Annotated in this window: 24 protein-coding genes; 13 read left to right on the top strand and 11 right to left on the bottom strand. The window is 62.8% G+C overall.

Annotated elements, in window-relative coordinates; translation table 11 throughout:
• The first annotated feature begins 1 nt into the window (after position 1).
• Genes FGD77_RS08760 through plsY form a run of 3 tightly spaced genes read left to right on the top strand, consistent with a single transcriptional unit; the run spans position 2 to position 2,344 of the window.
• Entirely contained in the window at positions 2-445 is a 444-nt protein-coding gene (locus FGD77_RS08760) for a hypothetical protein (protein WP_255014154.1), read from the top strand.
• Between the two features lies 1 nt (position 446).
• Positions 447-1,739 carry a dihydroorotase gene (pyrC, locus tag FGD77_RS08755; RefSeq protein ID WP_255008586.1) on the top strand — a complete coding sequence of 431 codons (1,293 nt, stop codon included), beginning with the start codon at positions 447-449 and terminating at the stop codon, positions 1,737-1,739.
• Positions 1,739-2,344 carry a glycerol-3-phosphate 1-O-acyltransferase PlsY gene (gene plsY / locus FGD77_RS08750; RefSeq protein WP_255014152.1) on the top strand — a complete coding sequence of 202 codons (606 nt, stop codon included), beginning with the start codon at positions 1,739-1,741 and terminating at the stop codon, positions 2,342-2,344. The genes pyrC and plsY overlap by 1 nt, the downstream gene beginning before the upstream one ends.
• 36 nt (positions 2,345-2,380) lie before the next feature.
• On the opposite strand, the gene FGD77_RS08745 is transcribed toward plsY, so the two are convergent.
• From FGD77_RS08745 to FGD77_RS08735, 3 genes are all read right to left on the bottom strand, one after another.
• The gene (locus FGD77_RS08745) at positions 2,381-3,154 is read right to left on the bottom strand and encodes a 3'(2'),5'-bisphosphate nucleotidase CysQ (RefSeq protein WP_255008584.1); all 774 of its coding nucleotides are present in this window, start codon (positions 3,152-3,154) and stop codon (positions 2,381-2,383) included.
• A complete protein-coding gene (locus FGD77_RS08740) occupies positions 3,141-4,505 on the bottom strand; it encodes a TldD/PmbA family protein (RefSeq protein WP_255008582.1) in 1,365 nt (454 codons plus the stop codon). Before FGD77_RS08740 ends, FGD77_RS08745 begins: the two co-directional genes overlap by 14 nt.
• A gap of 184 nt (positions 4,506-4,689) precedes the next feature.
• Complete coding sequence (locus FGD77_RS08735; protein ID WP_255008580.1) at positions 4,690-6,210, bottom strand: DUF2125 domain-containing protein; 1,521 nt, start codon at positions 6,208-6,210, stop codon at positions 4,690-4,692.
• A gap of 132 nt (positions 6,211-6,342) precedes the next feature.
• Here FGD77_RS08735 and FGD77_RS08730 point away from each other — a divergent pair, with 132 nt between their 5' ends.
• From FGD77_RS08730 to FGD77_RS08705, 6 genes are all read left to right on the top strand, one after another.
• Positions 6,343-7,101: an SDR family oxidoreductase gene (locus FGD77_RS08730; protein ID WP_255008578.1), complete on the top strand. Its 759-nt coding sequence runs from the start codon at positions 6,343-6,345 to the stop codon at positions 7,099-7,101.
• Positions 7,098-7,718, top strand: coding sequence for an enoyl-CoA hydratase/isomerase family protein (locus FGD77_RS08725; RefSeq protein WP_255008576.1), 621 nt, complete (start codon positions 7,098-7,100; stop codon positions 7,716-7,718). The genes FGD77_RS08730 and FGD77_RS08725 overlap by 4 nt, the downstream gene beginning before the upstream one ends.
• A 1,170-nt stretch (positions 7,719-8,888) precedes the next feature.
• Positions 8,889-9,506: an autoinducer binding domain-containing protein gene (locus FGD77_RS08720; RefSeq protein ID WP_255008574.1), complete on the top strand. Its 618-nt coding sequence runs from the start codon at positions 8,889-8,891 to the stop codon at positions 9,504-9,506.
• 102 nt (positions 9,507-9,608) lie between these two features.
• Positions 9,609-10,244 (top strand): acyl-homoserine-lactone synthase, encoded by a 636-nt coding sequence (locus FGD77_RS08715; RefSeq protein ID WP_255008572.1) that lies wholly within the window; start codon positions 9,609-9,611, stop codon positions 10,242-10,244.
• Positions 10,245-10,333: 89 nt separating this feature from the next.
• Positions 10,334-10,456, top strand: coding sequence for a hypothetical protein (locus tag FGD77_RS08710; protein WP_255008570.1), 123 nt, complete (start codon positions 10,334-10,336; stop codon positions 10,454-10,456).
• Between the two features lie 22 nt (positions 10,457-10,478).
• The gene (locus tag FGD77_RS08705; protein WP_255008568.1) at positions 10,479-11,036 is read left to right on the top strand and encodes an autoinducer binding domain-containing protein; all 558 of its coding nucleotides are present in this window, start codon (positions 10,479-10,481) and stop codon (positions 11,034-11,036) included.
• A gap of 690 nt (positions 11,037-11,726) precedes the next feature.
• On the opposite strand, the gene FGD77_RS08700 is transcribed toward FGD77_RS08705, so the two are convergent.
• On the bottom strand, positions 11,727-12,971 hold the full coding sequence (locus FGD77_RS08700; protein ID WP_255008566.1) for an IS3 family transposase: 1,245 nt from the start codon (positions 12,969-12,971) through the stop codon (positions 11,727-11,729).
• A gap of 628 nt (positions 12,972-13,599) precedes the next feature.
• Between FGD77_RS08700 and FGD77_RS08695 the strand changes: the two genes are divergently transcribed.
• The 4 genes from FGD77_RS08695 (at position 13,600) to FGD77_RS08680 (ending at position 19,441) form a co-directional block, all read left to right on the top strand.
• Positions 13,600-14,235 carry a sugar transferase gene (locus FGD77_RS08695; protein ID WP_255008564.1) on the top strand — a complete coding sequence of 212 codons (636 nt, stop codon included), beginning with the start codon at positions 13,600-13,602 and terminating at the stop codon, positions 14,233-14,235.
• Positions 14,236-14,800: 565 nt separating this feature from the next.
• The gene (locus FGD77_RS08690) at positions 14,801-16,291 is read left to right on the top strand and encodes a glucan biosynthesis protein (protein ID WP_255008561.1); all 1,491 of its coding nucleotides are present in this window, start codon (positions 14,801-14,803) and stop codon (positions 16,289-16,291) included.
• A 191-nt stretch (positions 16,292-16,482) separates the two neighbouring features.
• Positions 16,483-18,270 (top strand): glucans biosynthesis glucosyltransferase MdoH, encoded by a 1,788-nt coding sequence (gene mdoH, locus FGD77_RS08685; protein WP_255008559.1) that lies wholly within the window; start codon positions 16,483-16,485, stop codon positions 18,268-18,270.
• Positions 18,257-19,441: an OpgC family protein gene (locus tag FGD77_RS08680; protein WP_255008557.1), complete on the top strand. Its 1,185-nt coding sequence runs from the start codon at positions 18,257-18,259 to the stop codon at positions 19,439-19,441. The genes mdoH and FGD77_RS08680 overlap by 14 nt, the downstream gene beginning before the upstream one ends.
• Positions 19,442-19,478: 37 nt before the next feature.
• Here FGD77_RS08680 and FGD77_RS08675 read toward each other — a convergent pair whose 3' ends face one another.
• From FGD77_RS08675 to FGD77_RS22430, 7 genes are all read right to left on the bottom strand, one after another.
• Positions 19,479-21,263 carry an SLC13 family permease gene (locus tag FGD77_RS08675; protein ID WP_255008554.1) on the bottom strand — a complete coding sequence of 595 codons (1,785 nt, stop codon included), beginning with the start codon at positions 21,261-21,263 and terminating at the stop codon, positions 19,479-19,481.
• A gap of 212 nt (positions 21,264-21,475) precedes the next feature.
• Positions 21,476-23,116, bottom strand: coding sequence for an MFS transporter (locus FGD77_RS08670; protein ID WP_255008553.1), 1,641 nt, complete (start codon positions 23,114-23,116; stop codon positions 21,476-21,478).
• Between the two features lie 119 nt (positions 23,117-23,235).
• Complete coding sequence (locus FGD77_RS08665) at positions 23,236-24,516, bottom strand: aspartate aminotransferase family protein (RefSeq protein ID WP_255008552.1); 1,281 nt, start codon at positions 24,514-24,516, stop codon at positions 23,236-23,238.
• Between the two features lie 182 nt (positions 24,517-24,698).
• Positions 24,699-24,842 carry a hypothetical protein gene (locus FGD77_RS08660; RefSeq protein WP_255008551.1) on the bottom strand — a complete coding sequence of 48 codons (144 nt, stop codon included), beginning with the start codon at positions 24,840-24,842 and terminating at the stop codon, positions 24,699-24,701.
• The gene (locus tag FGD77_RS08655; protein ID WP_255008550.1) at positions 24,839-25,249 is read right to left on the bottom strand and encodes a hypothetical protein; all 411 of its coding nucleotides are present in this window, start codon (positions 25,247-25,249) and stop codon (positions 24,839-24,841) included. The genes FGD77_RS08660 and FGD77_RS08655 overlap by 4 nt, the downstream gene beginning before the upstream one ends.
• On the bottom strand, positions 25,246-25,833 hold the full coding sequence (locus FGD77_RS08650; protein ID WP_255008549.1) for a dimethylsulfonioproprionate lyase family protein: 588 nt from the start codon (positions 25,831-25,833) through the stop codon (positions 25,246-25,248). Before FGD77_RS08650 ends, FGD77_RS08655 begins: the two co-directional genes overlap by 4 nt.
• Positions 25,830-26,144 (bottom strand): zinc-binding dehydrogenase, encoded by a 315-nt coding sequence (locus FGD77_RS22430; RefSeq protein WP_369682712.1) that lies wholly within the window; start codon positions 26,142-26,144, stop codon positions 25,830-25,832. Before FGD77_RS22430 ends, FGD77_RS08650 begins: the two co-directional genes overlap by 4 nt.
• Between the last annotated feature and the right edge of the window lie 5 nt (positions 26,145-26,149).

The following is a 26,149-nucleotide window of genomic DNA, read 5'->3' as shown; positions in this document are numbered from 1 at the left end:
CATGGCGCCCCCTTCACCCCCGGCGCTGGCGCCGGGCGAAACGGTGCGCCACGTCTTTCGCGCGGACAGGCGCGCCTATTGGCGCGATCACGCCTGGATGGCCGCCGGGGCGATGGCGCTGGGCATGGCGATCCTTGCCGCGATGGGCAATGCGCATGTCTGGACCGGCGCGGTCGGCGGTCTTGCCGCGATCGCCCTGCGCGCGTTCTACCTGTCGAGCGAGGCGTTGCACGCCGAATGGCAGCTGACCGATCGCCGTCTGCTGGGGCCGGGCCCCACTGCCGTCACCCTCAGCGATATCGAAAAGGTACGCGGCATCGGATCGGCGGTTCAGATCATCACGCGCGGCGGGGACAAGTTTCTGCTGAAATTCCAGCCCGACCGCCAAGCCGCCGAGGCCCGCATCAGTGCCGCCGCGGGCATCCCCAGCGCCAAAGATAAATGACATGACCAGAACCCTCATCACCAACGCCATCCTGATCGACCCCGAGGCCGGGACCGAAACCCCCGGCAGCCTGCTGATCGAGGAGGGGCGCATCACCGCGATCCTGCCCGGCGACGACCGGGCCGATTTCGGCGACGGGCCAGCACGCGTGATCGACGCAGGCGGTAAACATCTGGCACCCGGCATCGTCGATATCGGCGTCAAGGTCTGCGAGCCGGGCGAGCGGCACAAGGAAAGCTATCGCTCCGCCGGGCTGGCCGCCGCCGCAGGGGGTGTCACCACCATCGCGACGCGGCCCGATACGCTGCCCGCCATCGACAGCCCCGAAGTGCTGGAATTTGCCCGCCGCCGCGCGAACGAGGCCGCGCCGGTCAATGTCCTGCCCATGGCCGCGCTGACCAAGGGCCGTGAGGGCCGCGAGATGACCGAAATCGGGTTTCTCATGGATGCCGGCGCCGTCGCCTTTACCGATTGCGACCATGTCGTGCAAAACACCAAGGTGTTCGCCCGCGCCCTCACCTATGCCCGCGCCTGCGGCGCGCTGGTCATCGCCCATCCGCAAGAGCCGGGTCTGTCGGCGGGCGCCGCCGCCACCTCGGGCAAGTTCGCGTCGCTCTACGGCCTGCCCGCTGTCAGCCCGATGGCCGAGCGGATGAGCCTAGACCGCGACATCGCCCTGCTGGAAATGACCGGCGCGCGCTATCACGCCGACCAGATCACGACAGCGCGCGCCCTGCCCGCGCTTCAGCGCGCCAAGCGCAACGGGCTGGACATCACGGCCGGTACGTCGATCCATCATCTGACCCTGAACGAGCTGGACGTTGCGGGCTATCGCACCTTCTTCAAGGTCAAGCCGCCCCTGCGCAGCGAGGAGGACCGCCAAGCCATCGTCGCAGCCGTGCGCGACGGGCTGATCGACACGATCAGTTCGATGCACACGCCGCAGGACGAAGAGAGCAAGCGCCTGCCGTTCGAGGAGGCGGCGTCAGGCGCCGTCGCGCTGGAGACGCTGCTGCCTGCTGCGCTGCGCCTTTACCATGCGGGCGATCTGGATCTGCCGGTGTTGTTCCGCGCGCTGTCGCTGAACCCGGCCAAGCGGCTGGGGCTGGAATCGGGGCGGCTGGCGGTGGGCGCCCCTGCCGATCTGGTGCTGTTCGATGCGCACAAACCGTTCGTGCTGGACCGCGCCACCCTGCGCTCGAAATCGAAAAACACCCCCTTTGACGGTGCCCGCATGCAGGGCCGCGTTCTGGCGACCTATGTCGCTGGCACCATAGTATACGAGGCCGAATGATGCCCCTGATTGAAACCTCCGCTGCTTTGCTGATCCTGTGGGCCACCGTCGGCTATCTGCTGGGGTCGATCCCGTCGGGCATGATTCTGGCGCGCGTTCTGGGGCTGGGTGATCTGCGCAGCATCGGGTCGGGCAATATCGGCGCCACGAACGTTTTGCGCACCGGGTCCAAGGGCGCGGCGGCGGCAACCCTGCTGCTGGACGCGGCCAAGGGCGCGGTGGCCGTGCTGCTGGCGCGCTGGCTGGCAGGCGAGGATGCGGCGCAACTGGCCGGGCTGGCGGCGTTTCTGGGCCATTGCTTCCCGGTCTGGCTGGGGTTTCGCGGCGGCAAGGGGGTGGCGACGTTCCTGGGTCTGATGCTGGCACTCGCGTGGCCGGTGGGTCTGCTCTGCTGCGCGGCGTGGCTGGGGACGGCGCTGATCACGCGCATATCGTCCCTGTCGGCCTTGGTGGCAGCGGTCAGCGCGCCGGTCTGGATGCTGCTTCTGGGCGCAACGCAGATGCTGGTGCTGGGCATGTTGCTTGCCGCGTTGATCCTGTGGCGGCACCGCGCGAACATCGCGCGGATACGCGCGGGCGCGGAGCCGAAGATCGGCGCGAAGTAAGGGCGATCGGCGCGGCGGGCTTGAATTGGGGCAAACTCAGACCAGCCCGTCAATCATCACACGGTGCAAGAGCGGCCCGGCGGCCACCATGCCATCGACCTGCGGCACCGCATTGTTAAAGCGCAGCACCTGCCCCCGCCTATCGGTCGATAGCGCCCCCGCCTCGCGCAGGATCAGATCGCCGGCGGCCACGTCCCATTCCCACGTCTTGCGCAGGGTCAGCATGGCATCAAACCGCCCCTCGGCCACAAGGCTGAGGCGATAGGCCAAGGACGGGCGGTGTTCGCGCTTGAACGCAGGCACCGGGCCGCGCCAGTGATGCGCCTCCAGCATTGGGCGCGCCGCCAGAAGGCTGGCCCCCTCGGCGCGGTCCGCCCCGCTGGCATGGATCGGCAGACCGTTCAGCGTGGCCCCTTTGCCCGCAGCGGCGGCATACATCAGGTCCAGCATCGGCAGATAGACGACGGCGGCAGTCACGACGCCCTCGTCCACAACGGCCAGCGCATGCGCCCAGGCGCGGCTGCCGTCGATGAAACTGCGGGTGCCATCGATCGGATCGATGATGAAGGTGCGCGGCGCGGCGGCGCGCAGGGGGTCATGCGCGCTTTCCTCGCTGAGCCAGCCATAGGCGGGGCGGGCGCTGCGCAGGCGGGCCTCCAGCACATCGTTCACGGCCAGATCGGCCTCGGTCACGGGGCCGGCATCCTCGGGCTTGTCCCATCGCTTGACGGTGGCACCGCTGAAACGCGTTGCCACCTCGCCCGCCGCGCGCGCGGCGTCGATCAGCAGCGGCAGGTCACGCGCCGGCAAGGGTCATCCCCTCGACCAGAAGCGACGGCACCACCGACGACAGATGCGTGCGCGCGTCATTGGCGGGTGTCAGGCGCATCAGCATGTCGTGCAGGTTTCCGGCGATGGTCAGTTCGTTCACCGGATAGGCGATTTCGCCATTTTCGATCCAGAAGCCCGAGGCGCCGCGCGAATAATCCCCCGTGTTGGGGTTGATGGTTGACCCGATCATGGATGTCACCAGCAGGCCTGTGCCCATGTCGCGGATCAGGTCGCCGCGACTGGCCGTCCCTTGGGTCAGGGCAATATTCCAGGTGCCGGGGCGCGGCGGGCCGGACATGCCGCGCTTGGCATTGGCCGTCGATCGCATCCCCAGCTGGCGCGCGCTGGCGAGGTCCAGTACCCAGCCGGTCAGCACACCGCGATCCACGATGGCGCGCCGTTGCGTCGCCAACCCCTCGCCGTCATAGGGGCGCGATCCGGCAACGCGGGGGCGGTAGGGATCCTCAAGGATGCTCAGCCCTTCGGGCAGCACCTGTTTGCCCAGCCGGTCGCGCAGCCATGTCGCGCCGCGCGCGACGGCGGCACCGTTGGCAGCGCCCAGCAAATGCCCGATCAGCGAGGTCGAAATCCGCTCGTCGAACAGCACCGGATAGGCGCCCGTCTTGGGGCGGCGTGCGTCCAGACGTTCGGCGGCGCGCTGACCGGCGCGCGTGCCGATATCCTCGGCGCTGCGCATATCGGCATCCCAGATGCGCGCGTCACCGTCTGAATCGCGCTCCATCCCGGCACCGGTCCCGGCGATGGCGGTGCAGGAGATGTACCAATCGGTGCGCCGGTGATCGGCGGCAAAGCCGTTGCTGGCGGCCAGGCGCACATGGCGCCGCTCGTAACCCGCCGTCGCGGCCTGCACCTGAGTGACGCCCGGCACGGCCTGCGCGGCGGCCTCGGCGGCGGCGGCGCGGCGCTGTAATTCGGCCGGCTCAGGCTCGGGTGCGGGATCGGCCAGCTCCAGCGCGGCGATATCCCAGTGCTGCGCCAACTGGTCCGGGTCCGCAAGGCCGGCATAGGGATCCTCGGGCGCCTCGCGGGCCATGGCGACGGCACGCTCGGCCAGAATATCCAGCGTTTCTGGACGCGTGTCGGAGGACGAAATGTTCGCCTGCCGCCGCCCGACCAGAACGCGCAGGCCCAGATCGGCGGCCTCCGACCGCTCGGCCTGCTCCAGCGCGCCGCCGCGCACATCGATGACCTGACTGGCGCCAGAGGCCACGATCGCATCTGCGGCGTCCGCGCCGGCCCGGCGCGCGGCCGCAAGAACGGCCTGAGCCAAATCGTCGAGGGCCAGATCTTGAGTGGTGGGACGGGTCATGCGATGCCTTTCGAATGAAGCCTCAGAGGTAGTCCGCGCATGCCGCCTGCGCAAGGGGCGGCGCGCCCGGATGCGAAAGCTGCGCGAGCGGACGAAACACCCCAGAAAACGAAACGGGCCAGAGGATACCCCCGGCCCGCCTTGTGCCCGGCGTCCCCAAAGGGGCACCGCAAATGTCGCGCCGTTATTTCAGGCGTTGACCATTGGCCAGTATCTGGCCCTCTTCGGTGAATTCGATTTTTGAATTCAGCACGTCCTCGCCTTCGCCCGGCACGGCGAACACACCCATCATCATGCGCACGCCCATCACCTGTTCTTCGGGCACAAAGCCCATCGCCACCAGTTTGTCCAGCAGGGCATTGGCGCCGGTCAGTTTCAGACCAATATCGCCGATCGGCTTGGGCATCCCGTCAAACGTCACCTTGTCGGTGTTGTCGAAGGTCACGGCACCCTCGCCAGTCAGCTCGGCGCCGGCGATGCGCAGCAGCAGACGGTCCAGCGACAGGGCATCCAGCTCGCCCGGCACTTCAGTGCCGTCCTCGACCGCCGCCATCTGCGCGGCGTCCATCAGGTTGGCCATCACCCGGGCCTTGCCCGACATCTCTAGCGCCAGGGTGGCGGGATCGCGCGGCAACTGCGCCGCCGGATCGAACATTGCCCAGATCGCATCGCTGACCGTCAGATCACCCAGCACGAAGGTCAGGCCGAAATCCTGCGCTGCCTCTTTCTGTGCGATCGGCATGTCGAGCGCGAATTTACCCTCGGCCATAGCCATCGAGACGGGGAAGGGCAGATCGGGCACTGTCATCTCGATAGCCAAATCGTTCGATGTGCCGCTGTAATGCACACCGTCCTCGTTCATCTTGACGCTCAGCTCACCGCCTGAACTGGCGCTGGTGCCGCGGGTGACCACGCCCTCTTCGGTGGCGGTAAACGTGCTGGCATCCGGACCAAAGGTATAGGAGCCATCGACGGCAAAACCGGCTGCCAGCGCGGCGGCGATGTTTGACATGTCCATATCCGTCGGCAGCGTGGCGGTGCCCAGCATCTGAAGGTTGTCGATCTGCCCGGTCATCTCGAATTTGCTGGTCGGGTCTTCGGGGTCGACCATGGCGATTTCGTAGGTGACGGGGCCGGAATCGATCTGCTGATTGGACTGGCGCAGATCGCCTGCGGTGGTCACGGTGCGGCCATCGACGTCCTGCAACGCGATGCTGGCGGCGCCGAAATCAACCGGCTTGCCCTCTGACACAAGGTCCGACATCTCAACGCCCACAGACGCGGCCGTATAGGCATACGTCATTTCCGAGGCATCGCCCGACACCGTCATGTCCAGGTCCGACGTGGTATAGATCAGATCAAAGCTGACCGGTTCGGGCCCCTCGACAGCGACCGAGACCGGCATGCTTTCGGGGAAGCTGATCGAAACCGTGCCGTCGCCGTTATCGGTCAGCGACAGTTCGGGGAACTTTACTTCGGTATCGGCGCCGCCCTCGGGGGCGTCCAGCGACATGACGATATCGTTCAGCCTCAGATCGCTGCCCGACGGCGTTTCACGCGCGGACACGGCAAAGCCGAAATCCGTCATGTAGGCCTTCCAGTCGGTCCAAACCTCGGTTGGCGTCACATCCGCGACTGCCGTTCCAGCCGACATACTCAGGATCGCCCCCGCCGTCAGTGCGGCCCTGGATCTATACGTGGTCATCTCTAGCCCCTTTGCATTAAATACTTGCGCATAACTTCGGGCCAACCGCGCCCAGCGTCAAGTGCCCCTCGGGCGCTGGACCCGGCCCACGCGCGGCGCTACGCAGGGACCAAACGGAAAAGGGGCAGAACCATGGACATGACCGGCAAGAGCGTTTTGATCACCGGGGCCAGCCGGGGCATTGGCGCCGCCACGGCCCGGATCTTTGCCGGGGCAGGTGCGCGGCTGGTATTGATGGCCCGCAAGAGCGACGCGCTGAATGCTCTGGCCCGCGAACTGGGGGCGATTGCCCATATTGGTAACGTGGCCGCGTTCGCGGATATGGCGGAGGCGGTGCAGATGGCGCAGGACCGCCACGGCGGCCTTGACGTGCTGATCGGGAACGCCGGGGTGATTTCACCCATCTCGCCGCTGGCCACGTCGGACCCTGCCGAATGGGCGCGCGCGATCGATATCAACCTGACCGGCGTCTATAACGGCATGCGCGCCGCAATGCCGGTGATGCAGGCGGCGGGGGGCGGCACGATCCTGACCGTGTCGTCAGGCGCCGCGCATCGCCCCGTCGAGGGCTGGAGCGCCTATTGCGCGTCCAAGGCAGGCGCCGCCATGCTGACCGCCAGCGCCGACCTTGATGGGCGCGCGCATGGCCTGCGCGCCATGGGCCTGTCGCCCGGCACCGTCGCCACCGACATGCAACGCGACATCAAGGCCAGCGGCATCAACCCGATCAGCCAGCTGGACTGGTCCGAGCATATCCCGGCAGACTGGCCCGCGCGCGCCCTGCTATGGATGTGCAGCACACAGGCCGACGCGCATCTGGGCGGCGAAATCTCGCTGCGCGATCCGGCGATGCGCGCGGCTATTGGTCTGGAGAGAGAGGCGGGCGCATGATCGATCTGGACAAACAGGGCGGCATCTGGACCGTCACGCTGAACCGCCCCGAAAAGGCCAACGCCCTGACCGAGGCCATGCTGGCGCAGTTGGCAGACATCGCCGAAGAGGCCGCAACCGCCCCGCAGGACGCCCGCGCGCTGATCCTGACCGGCGCGGGCAAGGTATTTTCCGCCGGGGCCGATCTGGACGCGGCGCGCGCGGGCCTGGCCACCAGCGCGGTGTGGGAGCGGCTGTCCTCCGCCATCGCCGCCCTGCCCTGCCTGACCATCGCGGCGCTGAACGGCACGGTCGCGGGCGGCGCCATCGGCATGACGCTGGCTTGCGATCTGCGAATCGCAGTGCCCGGCGCCAAGGTGTTCTACCCGGTGATGAAGCTGGGCTTCTTGCCGCAACCGTCGGACCCGGTGCGGCTGGCCGCGCTGGTCGGTCCGGCGCGGGCCAAGCTGATCCTGCTGACCGGCGCGCGGATCGACGGCGAAACGGCGCATCACTGGGGCCTGTTCGACCGACTCGCCACGCCCGAGACCCTGCCGGACGAGGCCCGCGCATTGGCAGACCACGCACTGGCCGCCACGCCCGAACATGCCGCCGCGATCAAGGCTCTTATTCCCTGAACGGGCGCATCCAGAGGCACATTGCGTCACTCAGGGCGGTCCGGCGCCAAGGCGGCTCTCACGGCGGTCAAGACGTTCGACCCCTTGAAAACAGGCACATCTCAGCAACCGCCGGGCATTACTGAAAAGACCAGATTCGCCTGCAATGCGTTTGACGCGGGACCCTGTCCTAAAAGACAGGTCGCCGCACCACCTTGCATAGGGTTAGAAACGTGACAGTGCGGATGTCCAAAGTCACTTAGTTAACGAGTAACCGCACTTCAGTTTGTTTACATTGTATTCGCAGCGCGTTCTTTACCAATGCTGCCAGCCAATCACGCCCTTTCCGGAGGGCTACCGGCCTTGACGCCGCCGTGATCGTACCCGCTTGGACGGAAAGATCATGGCGGCGCCGCTATGGCGCGCATGATGGCCGCAATCCTGCCCAGCGCCGCCCTGACCTCCAGCCGGATGGTCACTGCTTCGCGGGTCACCCCCCATCGAATCGTCCAGTTTGAATTTGGCGCATGATCGGTCTTTGATTTATCGGCGCAGTGCTTTTTGGCACCGGTGGTCGATCGAAGCTGTCTCAATGTGCGACAGCCCCTGCGCCCCGATACGCCGAGGCGTTGGGCGCACCTGATCGATACGGTCGCGAGACGGGCTGGGGCGACCCTCTGTGCGGCGTCTGTCAGCGTCAACTTGGCCGCGGCGGAGGTGATTCGGCGCGCCCACGGCGTTGGCGTCCCACCTCGCACTCCCTCTCGCACGCAGTAATGGGCGGATTGCCGCTTATGCCCTCCCCCTTGTTTTTTGCGCCATGATAGCAGCTCTACACCGTCACGCCGATCTGACGGACTGCGTCCCGAGCCTGCTTTGCTCGCTTTGAGGCCATCCTCTGGTCCTGCTGCAAACAAATTTCTCACATCTCAGCGGGCGGACCACGCCAAAGGAGGCTTGCCAATGACGTCCCGGACAGAGCCCCTGATCCGTTGCCATCCGGATACGTTTCGGGCTAACAGGTCGACGATTCGCCCTTTGGTGGTGTCGGACGCAAGATTTGCCCATTCAAGTATTAGAGACTACATTCGTTATTCGCTTATATTTTAAAGACTACTTCGAGGGATCCTCATAGACTTCCCAATGCAGGACTTCCCCTGAGATTCCTTTAGGATACAATCCAAGGGACACATGGAAACGTTAGACCAACTCCTTGCCAAGTATGATTTCGATGCCCTCGCCACTGCTGGGTATCACTTGGCCTTGCGCGTGGGGTTTGCGTTTCCAGAATATCAGCGCAACTCGCTGCCGCAGGACTGGGTCGAAATGTACACGAGGGACGGGTTGATGATCTTCGATCCGATCATCCATTGGGTCTATGACAACTCAGGCCACACACGCTGGAGCGCCATTGCCAACAGGGACGAACGCAAGGTGCTGACAACCGCGGCCACGTTCGGTTTGCGCTATGGCGCAGCGATCAGCGTGATGCACGACGACACGCCTGGCCTGCGCTCTTTCGGGTCGTTCGCGCGCACTGATCGCGAATTCGAGGATGGAGAGCTTGAGCTTCTGAGCCACGCGGTGGATGAGCTACACCATGCGCTTTCTCCCGCGCGCGCGCTGACAAAGGCTGAGATCGAGGCGCTCGAAATGTTGGCGTCCGGCCTGATGCTAAAGCAAATCGCCCACGAGCTGGACATCAGCGAAAGCGCCGTAAAGCTGCGCCTGACCAACGCCCGATCCAAGCTCGGCGCACGCACAAATACACAAGCTGTTGGCCAAGCGAAGGGATATGGCTGGATTTAAACGCCAATTCAACACATTAATGCCATGTACCCGTTAAGAGCGGGGAAACAGCTGTGCGCGACACGTACAGCTTCACATTTCAAACTTAAGTGAGCATGGCAAATGGCAAACAAAATCACCGGTATCACCTTCGACCTGTCCAATATGCACCTGCACGGTTCAGCCTTCTACGAGTTCCTCGAACTGCGTAAGCGATTCTTCGTGGATACGCTGGCTTGGGACATTCCGCACAATGACAGTGTCGAAATGGATCAATACGACAACCCCACCGCGGCCTATTCAGTCGCGATCATGAATGGTCGCCTGGTAGGCGGTGCGCGCCTGATGCGGTTTTCCGACAAATGGGGCAGCCACGGCTGTATGCTTCAGGATGCGGCAGAAGGACGAATTGACGGCATTCCGGCGGATCTTCTTCCGCGGGCTCACAGGTTCGCCAATTCTTCGGAATGCACCCGGCTTGTCCTGTCCGATCAGCTGACATCTCAGGACGACAGGCAGGAGGCACTTGCGCTGGTTGTTCAGGGGCTTGTGCAACTGGCGATCGAACAGGGATCGGCCGATCTGGTGACCCTGACGGTTCCCGGCTTCCGCCGGTCGCTGCGCAAACTGGGCTACGATGTCGAGCAGGTGGGCGACAAGTACCGCAACAAGCATGACGGGCGGTCCTATGCGATCCTGTCAATGCCCGCAGTCCACGCAGACGCCACGGTCCACCTGCGGCGGCAAGCAAATGTTTGACAGGTTGCCCAAGGAACGCTATCGAATTAAAGTCTCAATAAATGCCCGGCTGAGCACTTCTTTGCTTCGGGCAGGAGGACTAGGGCACGATGCGGGAAATTATCAGCGAAACAGACGAGCGCTACTTCGTATTGGATTTCTGTCTGTTTCTGGTCCCGGCGGCCAACCTCAACCGTCCGGTAAGAACGGCGGCGGCTCCGTCCATGGCGTAAGGGCGCGCGTAGGGGGGGCGGAGTGGGCCGCGATTGTCCAGTTACGACACATATGTTGATTCGTCAGTCTGATACGGTGGAGCGTACAGTGAACCTTATAGACGACCTGAGGTCCTTATTGACCCGTCTGAAACAACAAAGCCCTTGTGGCTTTGCGACAGCTTTTCAGGTCGCATTCACCACTCCCAAATACCTCTTCCAGACCTATGGCGACGACTGGATGAACTATTATTCCAGCAAGGGGATCGTAATGAAGGATCCGGCCGTATTGTGGGGCTTTGCCAACGACGGAATCGCATCGTGGCCCGAACTCCAAAAGCTGGATAACCACGGTGTTTTCGAGAAGGCGACCGAGTTCGGCCTAAACTACTGGGCCGTCATGGCGACCTCTGAAAGCGGTTCAAAGAGCATCGGCGCGTTTTCACGGTCGGACAGGGATTTCACCGATGACGAACGCGAGCAGATCTTTGCAGATTTCCAAAGCCTGCACCGGCTGACCCTTCAGGGGCCGGAAAGCGAACCCGAATTCGGCGAGATGCTTCTGGACCTGTCAATCCGCCATACACACCCCATAAGCTGAACAGCCGACCTGCGCCTTTTGAGCGGTATTGGAATGCCGCTCACATTGGCCGCTTGAGGCCGTCACGCGCGACGGGGTTCGGAATTGGCCTGTCGCACCGGCGCACCAATCGAGACGGCTGCCTGAAGAGAGAAAAAAACGGATCGTCACAAACGGGGAGAACAGGTATCGGCCATTCCCGTGCAACCGCACCTTGGCCCAGCATCCTAGTTTACTGCGCGCCTTCGGACTGTGTCCTTTGCGTATCATGACGCATAGTAGCGACAAGGCGCAGGGCGGCCAAAACGGCGACAGACCCTGAACCAACCGCGACATAGGTTAGAAGGCCGACCCAAAGCGGCGCCCCAAGCAGCAGCACCACAGCCAGCGACATCAAGCCCAGAAAGATACCGACGACTAAATATCCTATAATCACAGCGCACCCTATTGGTTAACCTTAAAAACAACCTAAGCCTGAGCCGGCAGATTGCAATACATACCTTTAGGTAAGCGTCAAAACTTAGGTAAGCGTCAAAACTGTCGACGGCATGACTGCAACATCGCTTTTCCCACTGATTTGGATATGACGTTTGACCACCGTGGATTGACTGTGTTCCATAAATGGCCGCCGGATCATGAGTCACGCCGGAAACCCGATATGGCCGCTTGTCCGGATGAGCAAACTGATCTTGCCCCCTTTTCACCGGACACTCAGGCGGTTGCGGTTTGGGCTGCGATGAACTCGCGTGGTGAGCGCATCTTCAGCCCCGAATGCGGGTGGTTCTCATTGTAGTCTTCGAACCATCCGGCAATCAATCCAAGGACGGTGACGGCGTCTGGCAGCGGAGTGACGTTCACGTAGTCCCGCTTGAGCGTGTTCACGAATGCCTCGGATATCCCATTGCTCTGCGGGCTCTTCACCGGCGTATAGCAGGGTTTCAGGCCGAGCTGGCGGGCGAAGATGCAGGTTTCCTTGGCGATGTAGGGCGAACCGTTGTCGCTGAGCATCTCGACCTGGTGCGGCGCGCGATGGCCGCCAAACCGCGCCTCCACCGCCGCCAGCATCATGTCGCGCACGTCCGATCCGCTGATGCCTGCGTTCACCACGGCGCACCAGGCGATGATTTCACGGTCGTGGGCGTCGATGATGAATGCGCCACGCACGATGTCACCATTCCAGCATGTGAACTCGAAGCCGTCTGAGCACCATCGCAGGTTCGATCGCATAGTCACGATCTTGCCGTTGTGCGCGCGATCGGACCGTTCGGTGTAGCGACGCGCCAGCAGCAGGTTCTGGGCCTGCATGATCCGGTAGACGCGTTTGTGATTAACAGGCGATGCGCCGGTGGCACGCAACTGCCGGTTCAGGATGGCCGTGATGCGACGATACCCGTAGGTCGGTCGCGCCGCCACCAGCGCGGTGATGAGCGGCACCACCGCCGCGTCTTGCGCTTTATGATAGCGCCGACGCGGCTTCGCGCTTCCCGTCACGCGGGCGTGCAGGTTCGATCTGGAGACGCCCAGAGTTTCGGCCACGATGCTCATCCACTGCCCGGCAGGGCATGCCTGCATGCCCGAGAGGGGGGAACCGTCCTTGGGCTGCGATTGCACTTGCCACGTCAGTTTTTTTGAGCGTGACTTGTCGAGCGCCTCCTTGAGGATTTCGACTTCGAGGGTCTTTCGCCCCAGTTGGCGCTCCAGCTCGCGAATGCGATCCTCCATCTGCCGGACCGCGCGATTGCTTGTGACGTCATCGTCTCCAGATACGGCCACGGCCCCTCCCTCCAGCATCAGACGCCGCCAACGATACAGCAGGTTCGGCGCGACACCATTGCGGCGTGCAACGACCGAGATGCTGGCGGTCTCGTCCAGCGTCTCCTCCACGATGCGCAGCTTCTCGGACGACGACCAGCGACGCCGACGGCCGCCATCGGTGATAATCTCATAGTCAGACATAAGCACGTGCTTAGGGCTCCCCTAAGCCTCCATGGTTATGCCCGAGTCTCCGGTCGAAAGGGGGGCCAGTTCACAAACCTATCCTCCAGAGTTACGGCATGAAGAACCGGCCTGAGACAATAAGACTTCAAAGCAGCGCCGGTCCGTGACCAGCCACTACCCGACAGCACATTGCACGGCACGGTTTGGGAGGGGCAACAGGCGGCGCCAAGAGACGCATCGGCATTGCTGAAGAATCGCCGATGACTAGACCATGATGCCCGTGGCGGTCAGGTCCCTTGTACCCGCCTTGGCGCGTCAAGGCAGTCGGGCGAGGGCGTTACGGCGTCAAAGCCGGTCACCCCAGCAACCCGAAAAGCCCAAGAAGCCGGGCTGATGGCGCTAAAATCAATGCGATACCGCCTTCTCAGACCCTGATTAGCCGCCGACCTGTCTCAAAAGACAGGTCGCTAGGTCACCCGCTATACGGGTATGAACAGTAAGGGGCGGGTGTCCACAGTAGTTTCGGTAACCAGTAACCGCCCCTTTGTTTTTTCACCCCGTGTCCTGTCGGATACTTTGTTTTTGTTCCTTTGAGTGCCGGATTGTCGAACTGTCGGGCACGAGAGCGTTAAAGATCGAGTGATGCATGAGCAGCAATAGTTCCAAGCCTTTCGAAACGATTGGCACAGCCCCCGTTTCGGACATTTATCGCACATCGTGCAAACGTGCCCTCGACATTTTTCTGGCTCTCTTGGCCATGCCCCTTGTGTTGCCGATCATCGGCATTCTGGCACTTCTGTGCGCACTTGGCGGTAGCAAGCCGTTCTACGGTCAGGACCGGATTGGCATGAACGGGCGCATCTATCAGATGTGGAAGTTACGCTCGACGGTGAACGACGCCAATCCCCGCGCCGCGCAGGATCGGGTACATGCGCGGGACAGCGGCGAGGATATGATCGACGGTGCACGCCTTACCGGGTTCGGGCAATTCCTACGCAAGAGCGCACTTGACGATCTGCCACAGCTCTTCAATGTGCTGATCGGCGACATGAGCTTTGTGGGTCCACGTCCGATGACGGTGTCGCAGAGGGCACTTTACCTTGCCCAGGACTGCTGTGACCTTCGCCCCGGCATAACCGGACATTGGCAAATCTCCGATCACCAGCAACTGCCCCTTGTCGTGTGCGCCGCGTCGGATGCCCATTACAATCGCAACCTGTCGCTCAGCGGTGACATTGCCATCCTCGTTGCCGCGACCCAGGCCGCACTCCGCAGCACGTAATACGCGGGCACACGAGGGCTGAAGCCCACGAGTATTGCCGCGAATCGCCCGATCGTTCCTAGCGCGACACTCCCTATCGAAACATCGATTGCCAAAGGCAGCCGACCTATTCCCTCACTGATTCGACGCCGAGCCCTGACGGAATCGAACGCGCGGGCGCACCTACCGGGTTGGCAGCAATGTGCGCCGATGATGCCGCTCCGATCCCGGCGCAACCGGCACGCAGGTGCGCCCAGACCCTGCACAATATCATCCCAACGCCTGCTGCAAACGCGATAAGACCGTTACAACCACGTAATGACCATCGTCGTTTGCACGCTGAAATCGGCAAAGCATCGCCGCAATGCAGCGGATTATTGCCAGCCATGCACAGCTCCCCATTGCAGCCGGCTATGATTGCCCATTATTGGCTTCGTGAAGTGAAGAGTATTGGGGATACCTCGTGGGAAAGACAAACAATTTCCGGGGCTTTGCTTCGGGGACCGGGCCTATGGGTCGGCGCCGCTTTCTAGCGGCGCTTTCTGCATCCGTGGCGACGCCCGCTCTTTTCACCGCCGCAGGCGCAATGGGACAAGAGACTGCCGAGGCCGAGGTCACACCTTTCAGCTACGACAGCCTGACGGATCGCATGCGCTTGCTGAGCAAGGAACCCTACCAGCAGCCGAAGCCTGTCGAGGGGTTCTTGGCAGATCTCGACTATGACGGCTATCAGATGATCCGCTACCGGCGTGATCGGTCCCGCTGGCAGGAAGAGGCGCAGATCTTTCGCCTGCAAGCCTTCCACCTTGGCTGGCTGTTCGAAGAGCCGGTGGCAATCCATGAGGTTGTGGACGGGCACGTGAAGCCGCTCGGCTTTTCCACCACCGATTTCGAATACGGCGAGGGCATCACGCAAAAGCCACCCGCCGATACCGAAATGCCCGGTGTCGCGGGGTTCCGCCTTCTGTCGCCGCTGAATAGGGCTGACCGTTTTGACGAATTGATCGCCTTTCTGGGGGCGAGCTATTTCCGCGCGCTTGGGGCGGGAAACGTCTATGGGCTGAGCGCGCGTGGACTTGCCGTCAATACCGGCCATTCCGCCGCCGAGGAATTCCCGATGTTCTCCGAGTTCTGGCTCGAACATCCCGCGCCGGGGTCGGACGCGGTTGTCATCTATGCCGCGCTTACCAGCCCATCTGTCACCGGGGCCTACCGTTTTGTAGTGCAGCCCGGTGAAACAACGACAATGGACGTCACCGCGCGCCTGTTCCTGCGCAATGACATCGCGCAGCTGGGCATCGCCCCGATCACGTCTATGTTCCTGTTCGGGGACAGCGATCCGGACGAGATGGATGATTTCCGCGAGGCAGTCCATGACAGCGAAGCGCTGATCCTGAACACCCGCGCGCACGAGACCTTCTACAGGCCACTTAACAATCCCCCGCGCCTGTCCAGCTCGTATCTCGGCGCGCAAGATCCGGCCTCCTTTGGCCTCGTGCAGCGCAGTCGGCGCTTTGACGACTATCTCGATGCTCAGGCGCATTACGAAAAACGCCCCTCTCTCATGGTCGAACCCTTGGGGGATTGGGGCGCCGGAAGCGTGCGTCTGGTCGAAATTCCCTCAAACCTCGAGGGAAATGACAATATCGTCGCATTCTGGGTTCCCGGTGGCGATATGCGTGCTGGACGTGAGCTGGAAGTGATGTATCGGTTGCACTGGGGCATGAGCCCGCCGGGTGATTCTCATTCTCAGCGTGGCAAGGTGATTCGCACACGCGTGGGTGAAGGCGGTGTCGCTGGCGTCGAAGAGAAAACCGGTCGGCGGAAATTCGTAGTAGACTTCGGCGGGGGCCTTCTGAGGGAACTTCCTGCCGATGCAGAAGTTACGCCTAATGTCAGCGCCGTGAACGGAACCCTGACACAGGTTGTATTGAGCCGCATCAGCGGCACCGAAACGTGGCGGTTGGTCGTCGAGGCCGAGTCGGCAGCAGGGGCTGTTGTCGAGATCAAGGCCCAGTTGTCCGGCTATGGACGCGACCTGACCGAGACATGGCTCTATCAGTGGGTGAGAAAATGAACGTAGATCAGAACATAGATCAGATAGTCGATTTCGATATTCCGCATTCCGAGACGGTTGGTCACTGGGCACCTCCGGCAGCCCCTTTGGCCATGCCGCGGCAGGTGCTCGAGCAACCCGCGAGGAGGAGCTTCGCGGGGCAATTGGCGATGCTGCTCTTTCCCCGTGAGCGCACCTGAGGGATCTGAAGATTGCCCTCCAAGCTCGCCTTGAAACCCGGCACCATCGCGCTCAGAACAGCGGCTCTCACTTTCGCAGCACTTGCTGCCTTGACGGCGACGGCGCTGCTTGCAGAGGCCGCGGCGCAGGATGGCTTCGGTTTGTGGGACTTGGCACGGGTCGGCCTGATCTTCGTGACAACTGCATGGTTGGCATGGGGTGCCGCGCTTGCCTTGGTGGGGTTGCCGGGGCGGCGGCGCGCACAGGTCGGGGCCGCGATCAAAGGGCCGATCCCAAAGACCGTCGCACTGTTTCCAATCTATAACGAGGACCCGACGGCCACCTTTGCGCGCGTCGCCGCGATGGATCGCTCGATTCTGGAGGCTGGGCTGGAGGTCGACATTGCGATCCTGTCGGACACACAAGACGCCGCCGCCGCAGAACAAGAGCGCATCGCATTTGCGCGACTTTTGAAGGACACCAATTGCGGCGGGCGCATTTTTTATCGCCGTCGTACGGACAACCGGGGCCGCAAGGCCGGCAACATCGAGGACTTCATCCGTCAGTCGGGCGGCGCATACGAGTTCGCTGTGATCCTCGACGCGGACAGCCTTATGGAGGGGGAAACCCTGCGCATCCTCATTGCGCGCATGCAGGATGATCCGCAGCTTGGTCTGCTGCAAACCCTGCCCAAAATCATCGGCGCGCATTCGTTTTTCGGGCGCTCCATGCAGTTTTCCTCAGGCTTTCACAGCCCGGTCTTCACACGCGGCCTTGCGCGGTTGCAGGGCGTTACGGGGCCGTTCTGGGGGCACAACGCCATCGTGCGGGTCCGCGCATTTGCCGCAAGTTGCGCATTGCCGGAACTGACCGGCCCGCCCCCGTTCGGCGGGCATATCCTGAGCCACGACTACGTCGAGGCGGCGCTCCTTGCGCGGGCGGGTTGGAAGGTTCAAGTCGATGAAACGATTGGCGGCTCCTATGAGGGGGGGCCTGAAAACGTCGTTTCCTATGCCAAGCGGGATCGCCGTTGGTGTCAGGGAAACCTCCAGCATATCCGGCTGTTGTTCGCTCCCGGCCTTGCCGCCTGGAGCCGGTTCGTGTTTTTGCAGGGCATTTTCGCCTATATCGTTTCGGTGCTCTGGGCAGCATTTCTGATCGCGTCGATCATCGCGACCATGATGGCCCCCGAACCCAACTATTTCCCGCAGCCAGATCAGCTGTTCCCTGTCTTTCCCGGCGATCGGACCAAACAGATCACGGCGCTTGCCGTTGGCATCGGTGGGCTGCTTATTGTTCCCAAGTTCGCCATTCTGTTCGGGGCGATCTATTCGGGCCGCGCGTCGGGATTTGGTGGCGCGCTCAGATCGTCGCTTTCGGTCATAACCGAAATCCTGCTGACCTCGCTGCTTGCGCCCTTGATGCTCATGTACCAGACGCGCGCTGTCGTGCAGGTTATGGCCCGCAGGGATGGCGGATGGCCGGCCAGTTCACGCGCCGAGGGTTTGATCCCAATGACGATAGCAATGCGTAACGGTGCCTGGATTGCCATCACAGGCGCGGTCAGCCTGCTCATCGTGGCCTTGGTCGCCCCACGGCTCTCCCTGTGGCTGCTACCCGTTTGTGTCCCGATGATATGCGCGCCATTCTTGATTTCCTGGACGTCGCGGCCCCTCACCCGTTCCCTGTTCGGTGTGCCCCAAGAGCGGCGGGACCCGCCCGTCGTCAAAGCGTTTAGATCTCAGCTTATGCGCTGGTCGGCAACTGCGCCGTCTGGCAAATCCGAACAAGACAGGGCCGGTGTAGATGTCACAGCCTAATGCGGGCGGCGCGGTCGTGCGGCGCCCCAGAGACCCGCGTATCGACGCATTCCGCGGTCTCGCCTTGATCATGATTTTTATCGACCATGTTCCGGGGAATCCCTACGAATATTTCACCATTCGAAATATCGGGTTTTCAGATGCGGCCGAGGCTTTCTTTGTCATGTCCGGCGTGGCTGCGGGGCTTGCCTATAGTGGCCGATTCCTATCGGGGAATGTGGCAAAGGCTGGCCTTTGGCATGGCGTATCGCCAATCTGGAATCGGGCCTGGGTGCTGTATCTGGTTCATATTTTCCTGACGGTCTGGGCGATCGCCATATACTCCACCGGCGCCATGTTTTTTGACCTGCCCAGCTTGCTCAAACTGATCAATCTCACGCAGGTCTTCGAAAATACGCAGTCCGCCCTGATTGGCGTTCCGGCGCTGACGCATCAGCTTGGCTACGTTAATATTCTCCCGGCATATATGGTGCTGCTGATTGTGACGCCCTTCGCGATCATGCTGGGCCTGCGTCACCCTTGGCTGTTGGCGGCGGGGTCTGCGCTTTTGTGGTTCAGCGCTGGCTTGTGGCGTCTGAACCTGCCGAATTTCCCCAACCCCGGTGGTTGGTTTTTCAATCCCTTCGCATGGCAGGCCGTCTTTGTGTGCGGCCTGCTGATCGGCCTTTCCCTGGGCCGAAATGAGCGGTTCGTCCCAAAATCACGCGTGCTTTTCGGGCTGGGTATCGGATTTTTGCTATTTGTCGCCGCGTGGCGCTATGTGCCGGGCGTTGGTCCCTATCTGAACCATCAGATGGCGCGTCTGGGGGCGATGGGTGTGCCCTTCAACATCGTGTCGCACGACAAGACATTTCTTGCGCTCCCGCGCTTATTGCACTGCCTTGCTCTGGTATATGTTCTTTCATGTCTAAGCTCGGTCTTTCGGGCGACGGCCAGCCGCATTAGCGCGCCGCTTCGTCTGCTGGGGCGACACGGTCTTTTGGTGTTTGCATCGGGCACTCTTCTGGCGCTCATATTCAATGTGCTCCTCAAAGGTGCGAATGGCGCGCTGCTAAACCCGCTTTCCCTTCCTCCGTTGGGAATCATCGCTATGTTGGCGATTGCCTGGATTTATGAAGTCACCGCCTCGCGAAAGGCCCACACCGTCTATGCGACTGCGCGCGCGCTGTAACGCGGCGGCACGTTTCAGTTAATCAGGGTCACCGACGTCACAGCGGAAAAAAGATGCTTATCGCGAAGGACGAGGTCAGCCCGACGATCAGATTCATCGGAACGCCGATCTTCAGGAAATCCGTGAACCGGTAATTCCCGGCGCCGTAAACCAACGTGTTGGTCTGATAGCCGATGGGTGTCGCGAAACTGGCGCTGGCGGCGATCATCACGGCCACGGCCAAAGGACGCGGATCGACGCCCAACTGCGATGCAAGCGCGATCACTATGGGCGTAAACACGACGGCGACGGCATTGTTGGTGACGACTTCGGTCAGAATGGACGCGACGAAATACACGGTCAGAAGCGTCAGGAAAGGTGGCAGATCAATCAGCAGAGGCGTGAGGATGCCCACGATCAGCTGGACCGCGCCGGTATGTTCCAGCCCGGCCCCGATGATCAGCATCGCAAAGATCAGCACCAGGATCGACCCGTCGACCGATTGCCACGCCTCGTCGCTGTCGATGCAGCGCAGCAGCAGGATAACGGCCACAGCGACCAACGCCAGAATACCGATGGGCATGACGTTCAGCGCAGCCAACACCACGATTCCCAGAAGCGCGATGACCGCAATGGGCGCCTGCCTGCGCCGATAGGCGCGCCCGGAGGGTTCGCTGACCGAGGCAACATCACCGGCCTCGGCCAGCGCGCGGAAACCGTCGGCAGGCCCTTCCAGCAGCAGCTTGTCTGCCGCGCGCAGGCGCACACTGGACAGATCAGCGCCTGCGATGTGGCCATGGCGGAACGCGGCCAGAACCCGAATTCCGGCGTTTCGACCCAGCGAAAGATCGGCGATGGAGCGCCCGACATTATAGCGTTTGGGGGTCACGATCGCCTCGACCGTCATCAGTTCCACGTCGGGGTCGGGTTCGAACGTGCGCCGCATCCCGACCCGAAGCCCGGCATGTTCGGCGAAGGTCAGCAATTCGGATGTCGTGGTCACCACGATCACGACGTCCCCCTTTTGCAGAACGCATTCCTCCAGATCGTTACGGTCGATCTTGCCCGCGCGTTTCATCCCCTTGACCTGCACGGCCTCGCGTTGGAAATCGGTCACCTCGCCCAGCGCTTCGCCGATATGCGCATAGGATTCGAGGATCGTTATTTCCGACAGGAACCGGGTTTCGCCCTCGCCCTCGGTGCCGCCATCCACCTTGCGATGGGGCAGCAGCCAACGACCGAGGATCAGCAAGGTCACGCTGCCCACCAGCGTGGCGGCCAGACCAACGGGGGCGATCTCGAAGATGGAAAACGGCTCCATCCCGTTTTCGCGTGCGATGCCGTCGACGATGATGTTGGTGGATGTCCCGATCAGCGTGCAGGTGCCGCCCAGAATGGCCATGTAGGACAGCGGGATCAGCAGCCGGGTCGGCGCGAGCTTCAGACTGTTTGCCAGCCGGATGACAACCGGGATCAGCACCAGAACGACCGGCGTGTTGTTCATGAAGGCCGAGGCGGCGACGGCGGCAACCAAAAACACCCCCACCGCCAGCACAGGGCGGTCCTGCGCCCGCGTGATTACCATGTTTGCCAATGCATCAAGCACACCGGTGCGCACCAGCGCGCCCGAAACGATGAACATGGCCCCAATCGTGATGGGGGCCGAATTTGAAAACACTCCCATCACCTGGTCGTAGGGCACCAGCCCCAGCACGATGTACAGCGCGGCGGCGCCTGACGCCGTCACCTCGGGGGGGAATTTCTCCAGCGTGAACGCAACAAAAAGAAGCAGCAGGATCCCCAGCGCCAGATATGGGGCGTTCTGCCCGACAAGGTCGATCATCGGGTGGCAGGCCCGGTTGGGCCAGGTATGAGGGGGCCGCTTTCGGGCATGTGTCGCACGGACGGGCGGTATCTGCGGGCGCGAGATGTCTCCTTACGGTGCATTGTCACCTCCCTTGCCTTTTGACGACTCCATCTACTTTAACTTGCAATCTGGCCTGTAAGTTCCCGGCACTGAAATCGAGCGTTGGTCCGGCGCATCTGCCAAATCGCCTATGCCTTGCCCGCCTCATCCCCGATGTCAGGCTTCAGCGCCAGATCGTCGCGCAGGGGGACGGTCTGGCGTTCGATCATCCGGTGCACGGTCGGGCCGTTCGGGCCGCGATGCAGCCGTCGCAGCAGATCCGACAGATCCGCGTCCAACTGGGTCCGCCGCTCGTTATGGCGCACATATTCGCCCCAGGTGGGGACGTGGTAGCTTTCGCTCCAATGCTCGGGGTTTTGCAGATCGCGCAAGAGCGCCCATTGCTGCGCACCGTCGCGGATGCGCACGCGGCGGCGTCTGGCCATCGCCGCCAGAAACTCGGGCACGTCCGCCTGATCGATCTCATAATCCACCATCACCATGACAGGGCCGCTGCCATAGGTCAGATCGAACCGCAGCGTCGGCTCCTTGAACCGGCCCAGTGGATCCAGATTCAGGCCATGCGATTCAGGCAACGGCAGGCGCAGGCCGATCAGCGCGCCCACGATCAAAAGGCCCGCAACCAGCAGCAGCGTGGACGATGGGCCGACCCGTTCGGACATCGCACCCCAGATCCAGCTGCCCGCCGCCATCCCGCCAAACGTCCCGGTCTGGTAAAGCGCAAGCGCCCGCCCGATGACCCAACGCGGGGTGGACAGCTGCACCGTCACGTTGAACATCGACAGCGCCAGCACCCAGCATGCCCCGGCAAGCGCCAGCGCCGCGCCGCTCAGCGACGCATAGCTGCTGATCGCCAGCACAGCGCAGCTGACGGCAAAGCCCACAAAGGCACCGCGCGCGATGATCTCGTTCTTGAATCGCTCGCGCAGGCGGGCATTCATCAGCGCGCCGCCGACAGCACCCAACCCGAAACAGCCCAGCAACACGCCATAGACAAACGCCGTCCCCTCAAGCGTTTCGCGCACCACCACGGGCAACAGCGCCAGCAGCACGACACCCGTGAGGCCGAACCAGAACCCCCGCAATATGACCTGCAACAGGTTTGGCGACATCGCGACATAGCGCAGCCCGGCCGAAAACGCGCTGCCCATCGGCTCGCGCGGGAGGTGCGTGTCGCGCACCGGCGCCTTCCAACGCAGAAGGGCGAGGATGATCGCAATATAGCTCAGGGCATTCACGGCAAACGCCGCTGCCACCCCGGCCAGCGCGACGATGGCACCGCCCGCCGCCGGACCGACGCTGCGCATGAGGTTGAACCCCATGCTGTTGAGCGAAACCGCCGTCGGCAACTCTTCGCGGGTGACAATATCGCCCATGGTCGCCTGCCATGACGGATTGTGCAGCGCCGTGCCGCAACCGATCAGGAAGGTAAACGCCAACAGCAGCCAGGGCGTCAGCAACCCCTCGAACGCCATGATCGTCAGCCCGATCGAGACGGCGAACATGAACCCCTGCGCGATCAGCATCACGCGGCGCCGGTCAAAATTATCGGCAAAGACCCCCGCCAGCAGCGAAAACACCATGATCGGTAGCGAAACGGACCCCTGCACCAGTGCGACCATGCTTTGAGAGTCCGACAGGGTGGTCATCATCCAGCCCGCCGCGACCGCCTGCACCAGCCCGCCGAAGTTCGACGCCAAAGCGGCGATCCACAGGGAACGGAACGTCTGGTTGTGAAACAGCGTCAGGGCTGAGGGCCGGTCCTGCACGTCGGGGCTTCCTTGCTGGCGAGCCTCTTGAGGGTAGCGCCGACACCGGGCAGCGGCAAGTCAGCTCGTCGGAACGGAAAAGCCACCTGATCCCTGCCGCGCATCGGGGCGCAGTCAGATCACTCTGCCGTCACGGCCTCGGCCGCCTTGGCAATCGCTGCGTTCGTCATCTCGAAATCCTCTTCGGTCAGGGCCAGATGCGGATAGGTCTTGCCGGGCGATTTAAAGATGCCGTTCTCGCGCAACACCGCGTTGAAACGCGCGATTTTGGCAGCATCCGCGCCCACGACATCGCGATAGCTGCGCACCTCGTGCCCGGTGAAAACCACGTCGAACAATGTCTCATGGCCAACGATCCGGTGCGCGATGCCTGCCGCCTCCAGATGTTTGCGGTAAAGCCCCATCACGCGCGCACCATTCGCCTTCAGGCGGTCATAGGCGCCCTCGCGGCGCAGGATTTCCATCGTTTTCAGCCCCGCCACCGCCGCCACCGGATTGCCCGATAGCGTGCCCAGCATCATCAGCCAGCGCTCGGCGCCGACGCGGCCCTTGTCGAAATGATCCATGATATCCTTGCGCCCCGCGACCGCCGCAAGGGGGAACCCACCGCCGATGACCTTACCCAATGTGCACAAGTCAGGCGTCACGCCATACGCCTCTTGCGCGCCGCCATAGGCAAAGCGGAAGCCGGTCACGACCTCATCAAAAATCAACACGATGCCATAGCGATCGCACAGATCCCGCACCGCCTGTAGAAACCCCGGCGCAGGCGGGATGATCCGCTGGAGCGGCTCGACGATGAGACCGGCGATCTGGTCGCCATATTCGGCCAGCAGGCTCTCAAGGTAGCCCGGATCGTTGAACGGCGCGATCAGCATTTCACCGCGCACCGCCTCGGGGATGCCGGCGCTGTCGGGCACGGCTTGGGGGAAATTCACAAGGCGCGACGGCGCAAGACTCATCTGCGCCTCGGCCGACATGCCGTGATAGCCGCCCTCGAATTTCAGGATCTTGTCGCGCCCCGTACAGGCGCGCGCAAGGCGCATCGCATACATATCCGCCTCGCCCCCCGACGCCAGAAACCGCACCTGATCGGCGCAGGCCACGGCGTCGCAGATTTCCTCGGCCAGCTGCACTGCGGGGGCGTTGTTGGCAAAGAACGTCATGCCCTTTTGCAGTTGCTCGGCCACGGCCTCCAGCACCTCGGGGTGGCCGTGACCCAGAAGCATCGGACCTGAGCCGATCAGGTAGTCGATATATTCGCGCCCGTCCTCGTCCCAGACGCGACTGCCCTTGCCGCGCTGGATGAAAAGCGACGGATCGAAATTACCAAGGCCCCCGGCAGGCAGCACGGTGCGGGCGCGCGTTGCCCAGGTCTCCATTGCGGTTTGGTCGGGCATGGCGGTTTCCTAATCTATGATGGCCACAGCGTGGCCAAGCGGTTCAGCATCTGGTGTCACGCCCAGACCGGGGCCTTCGGGTGGGGGGATGCGGCCCGCTGAATTTCGACAGCTTCAGCGCCACCGCATCCATGCAGCCCAGTTCATGCGCCCGCAACAGCGACGCCGTGTCATGCCCATTCTCATCGACCTTGATCGGCAGGCCAGTGGCAGCGCGCACTGCCGCGCGGCCCACCCGCGTCGCCCGCCGCGCGCACCAGCGACAGCCGGGCGACATCGCACTGCCAGTCGCCATCAGCGCCCAGCTTGACCTGAAACTGGGTCATGCCCTCGGCCTTCGCCTCGCGCGCCATGCGCGCGATCTCGTCCGGTGCAACACAGCTGATCGAATGATACAACGGCAGGCCCGCCACCTTGCCGGTATATCCCAAAGCGCGATATCCAGCGCCGACTTGGCACAGACATGCCCTTGCAGCCAGGCATCCGCGCGTGTCATCAGTGCCTCTGCCCCCAGCGGGTCCCCCCCGATCAGCGCCGGACGCACGCCTTGCGCGTATGCGGGCAGGTAATGCGGGATCGGGCAGACCTCGCCCCAGCCACTGACGCCCGCGTCGGTGTCAATCCGCACGAATGTGCTGTCGAGGCATTCGAATTTCAGCCGCCCGCCCGACAGCCAGTAGGGCTGCGTCAGCGGCAGATCCAGCGCCCAGACAGTGATGCGGGTAATTTTCATTCCGTGCCCATCCTCGCAGAACCGCCAAGACCGGCCCCGCGCCACAGAACCAGTGTCAGCACCGGCGCGCCGTGGGTATCCATTGCATGGGGTTGATTGGACGCGTGGTGCCGGTTGTGTTCAGAGCCGAGTATGGCCGAAGGCTGCCCCTCGGCGTGAAATTCGGCGGCCCCGGCGAGAATATAGTAAAACTCCTCGGCCTCATGCAGGTGCATCGCATAATGAAGCCCCTCGCCCCACCATGCGATATAGGCGCGCATGCTGACGGACCGGAAATGCCCGGTCGGCCCGAGCAACTCGAACCAGCCATATCGGTTCAAAAAATCGCGCCCGACCTCAGCCACGGTATAGGTCTGCTGCCAATGCGCCAGAGGGGCCGCTACCTTGACCGCATCAACGACGTGCACGGTCCGGGGCGACGCCGCAGCGGTCATTCCCTCGATCAAGGGAATCGCTGGAATCGCAAGCGGCTCCAGCGCGTGCCGGTTGGGGCAATCGGGCCAGTCGACAAATTCGCGCAAGGCGGGCGTCGCCAGAACCAGATCAGCGACCGCTGCCTCCAACCTGTCCAAAGCATCGCTCATGGCTGCACCACGATATTGCCGGTGTACTGCTTGTCGATGAACGCCTGCTGCGCCTCGCGAAGGTCGCACAGCGGATACGTGGCGGCAAGGACCGGCCTGATTTCACCGCCTTCAATATACCCCATAAGCCTGTCAAAAACATCAAGCGGGATGACGGTAGAACCGGTAAGGGTCAGATCGCGCAGATAAAGGGGGCGCAGGTCCGGCGTCACCATCGGTCCCGCAATCGCCCCCGAGCAAGTGTAGCGCCCGCCGCGCTCCAATATGTCCACGAGCGTCGACCGATACGGCCCGCCAACGATATCGGCCACGACAC

This window comes from Roseovarius sp. M141 (assembly GCF_024355225.1).
Taxonomy (GTDB): Bacteria; Pseudomonadota; Alphaproteobacteria; order Rhodobacterales; family Rhodobacteraceae; genus Roseovarius.
Note: the sequence above shows the minus strand (reverse complement) of the source record. Positions and strands in the feature narration are given on the sequence as shown.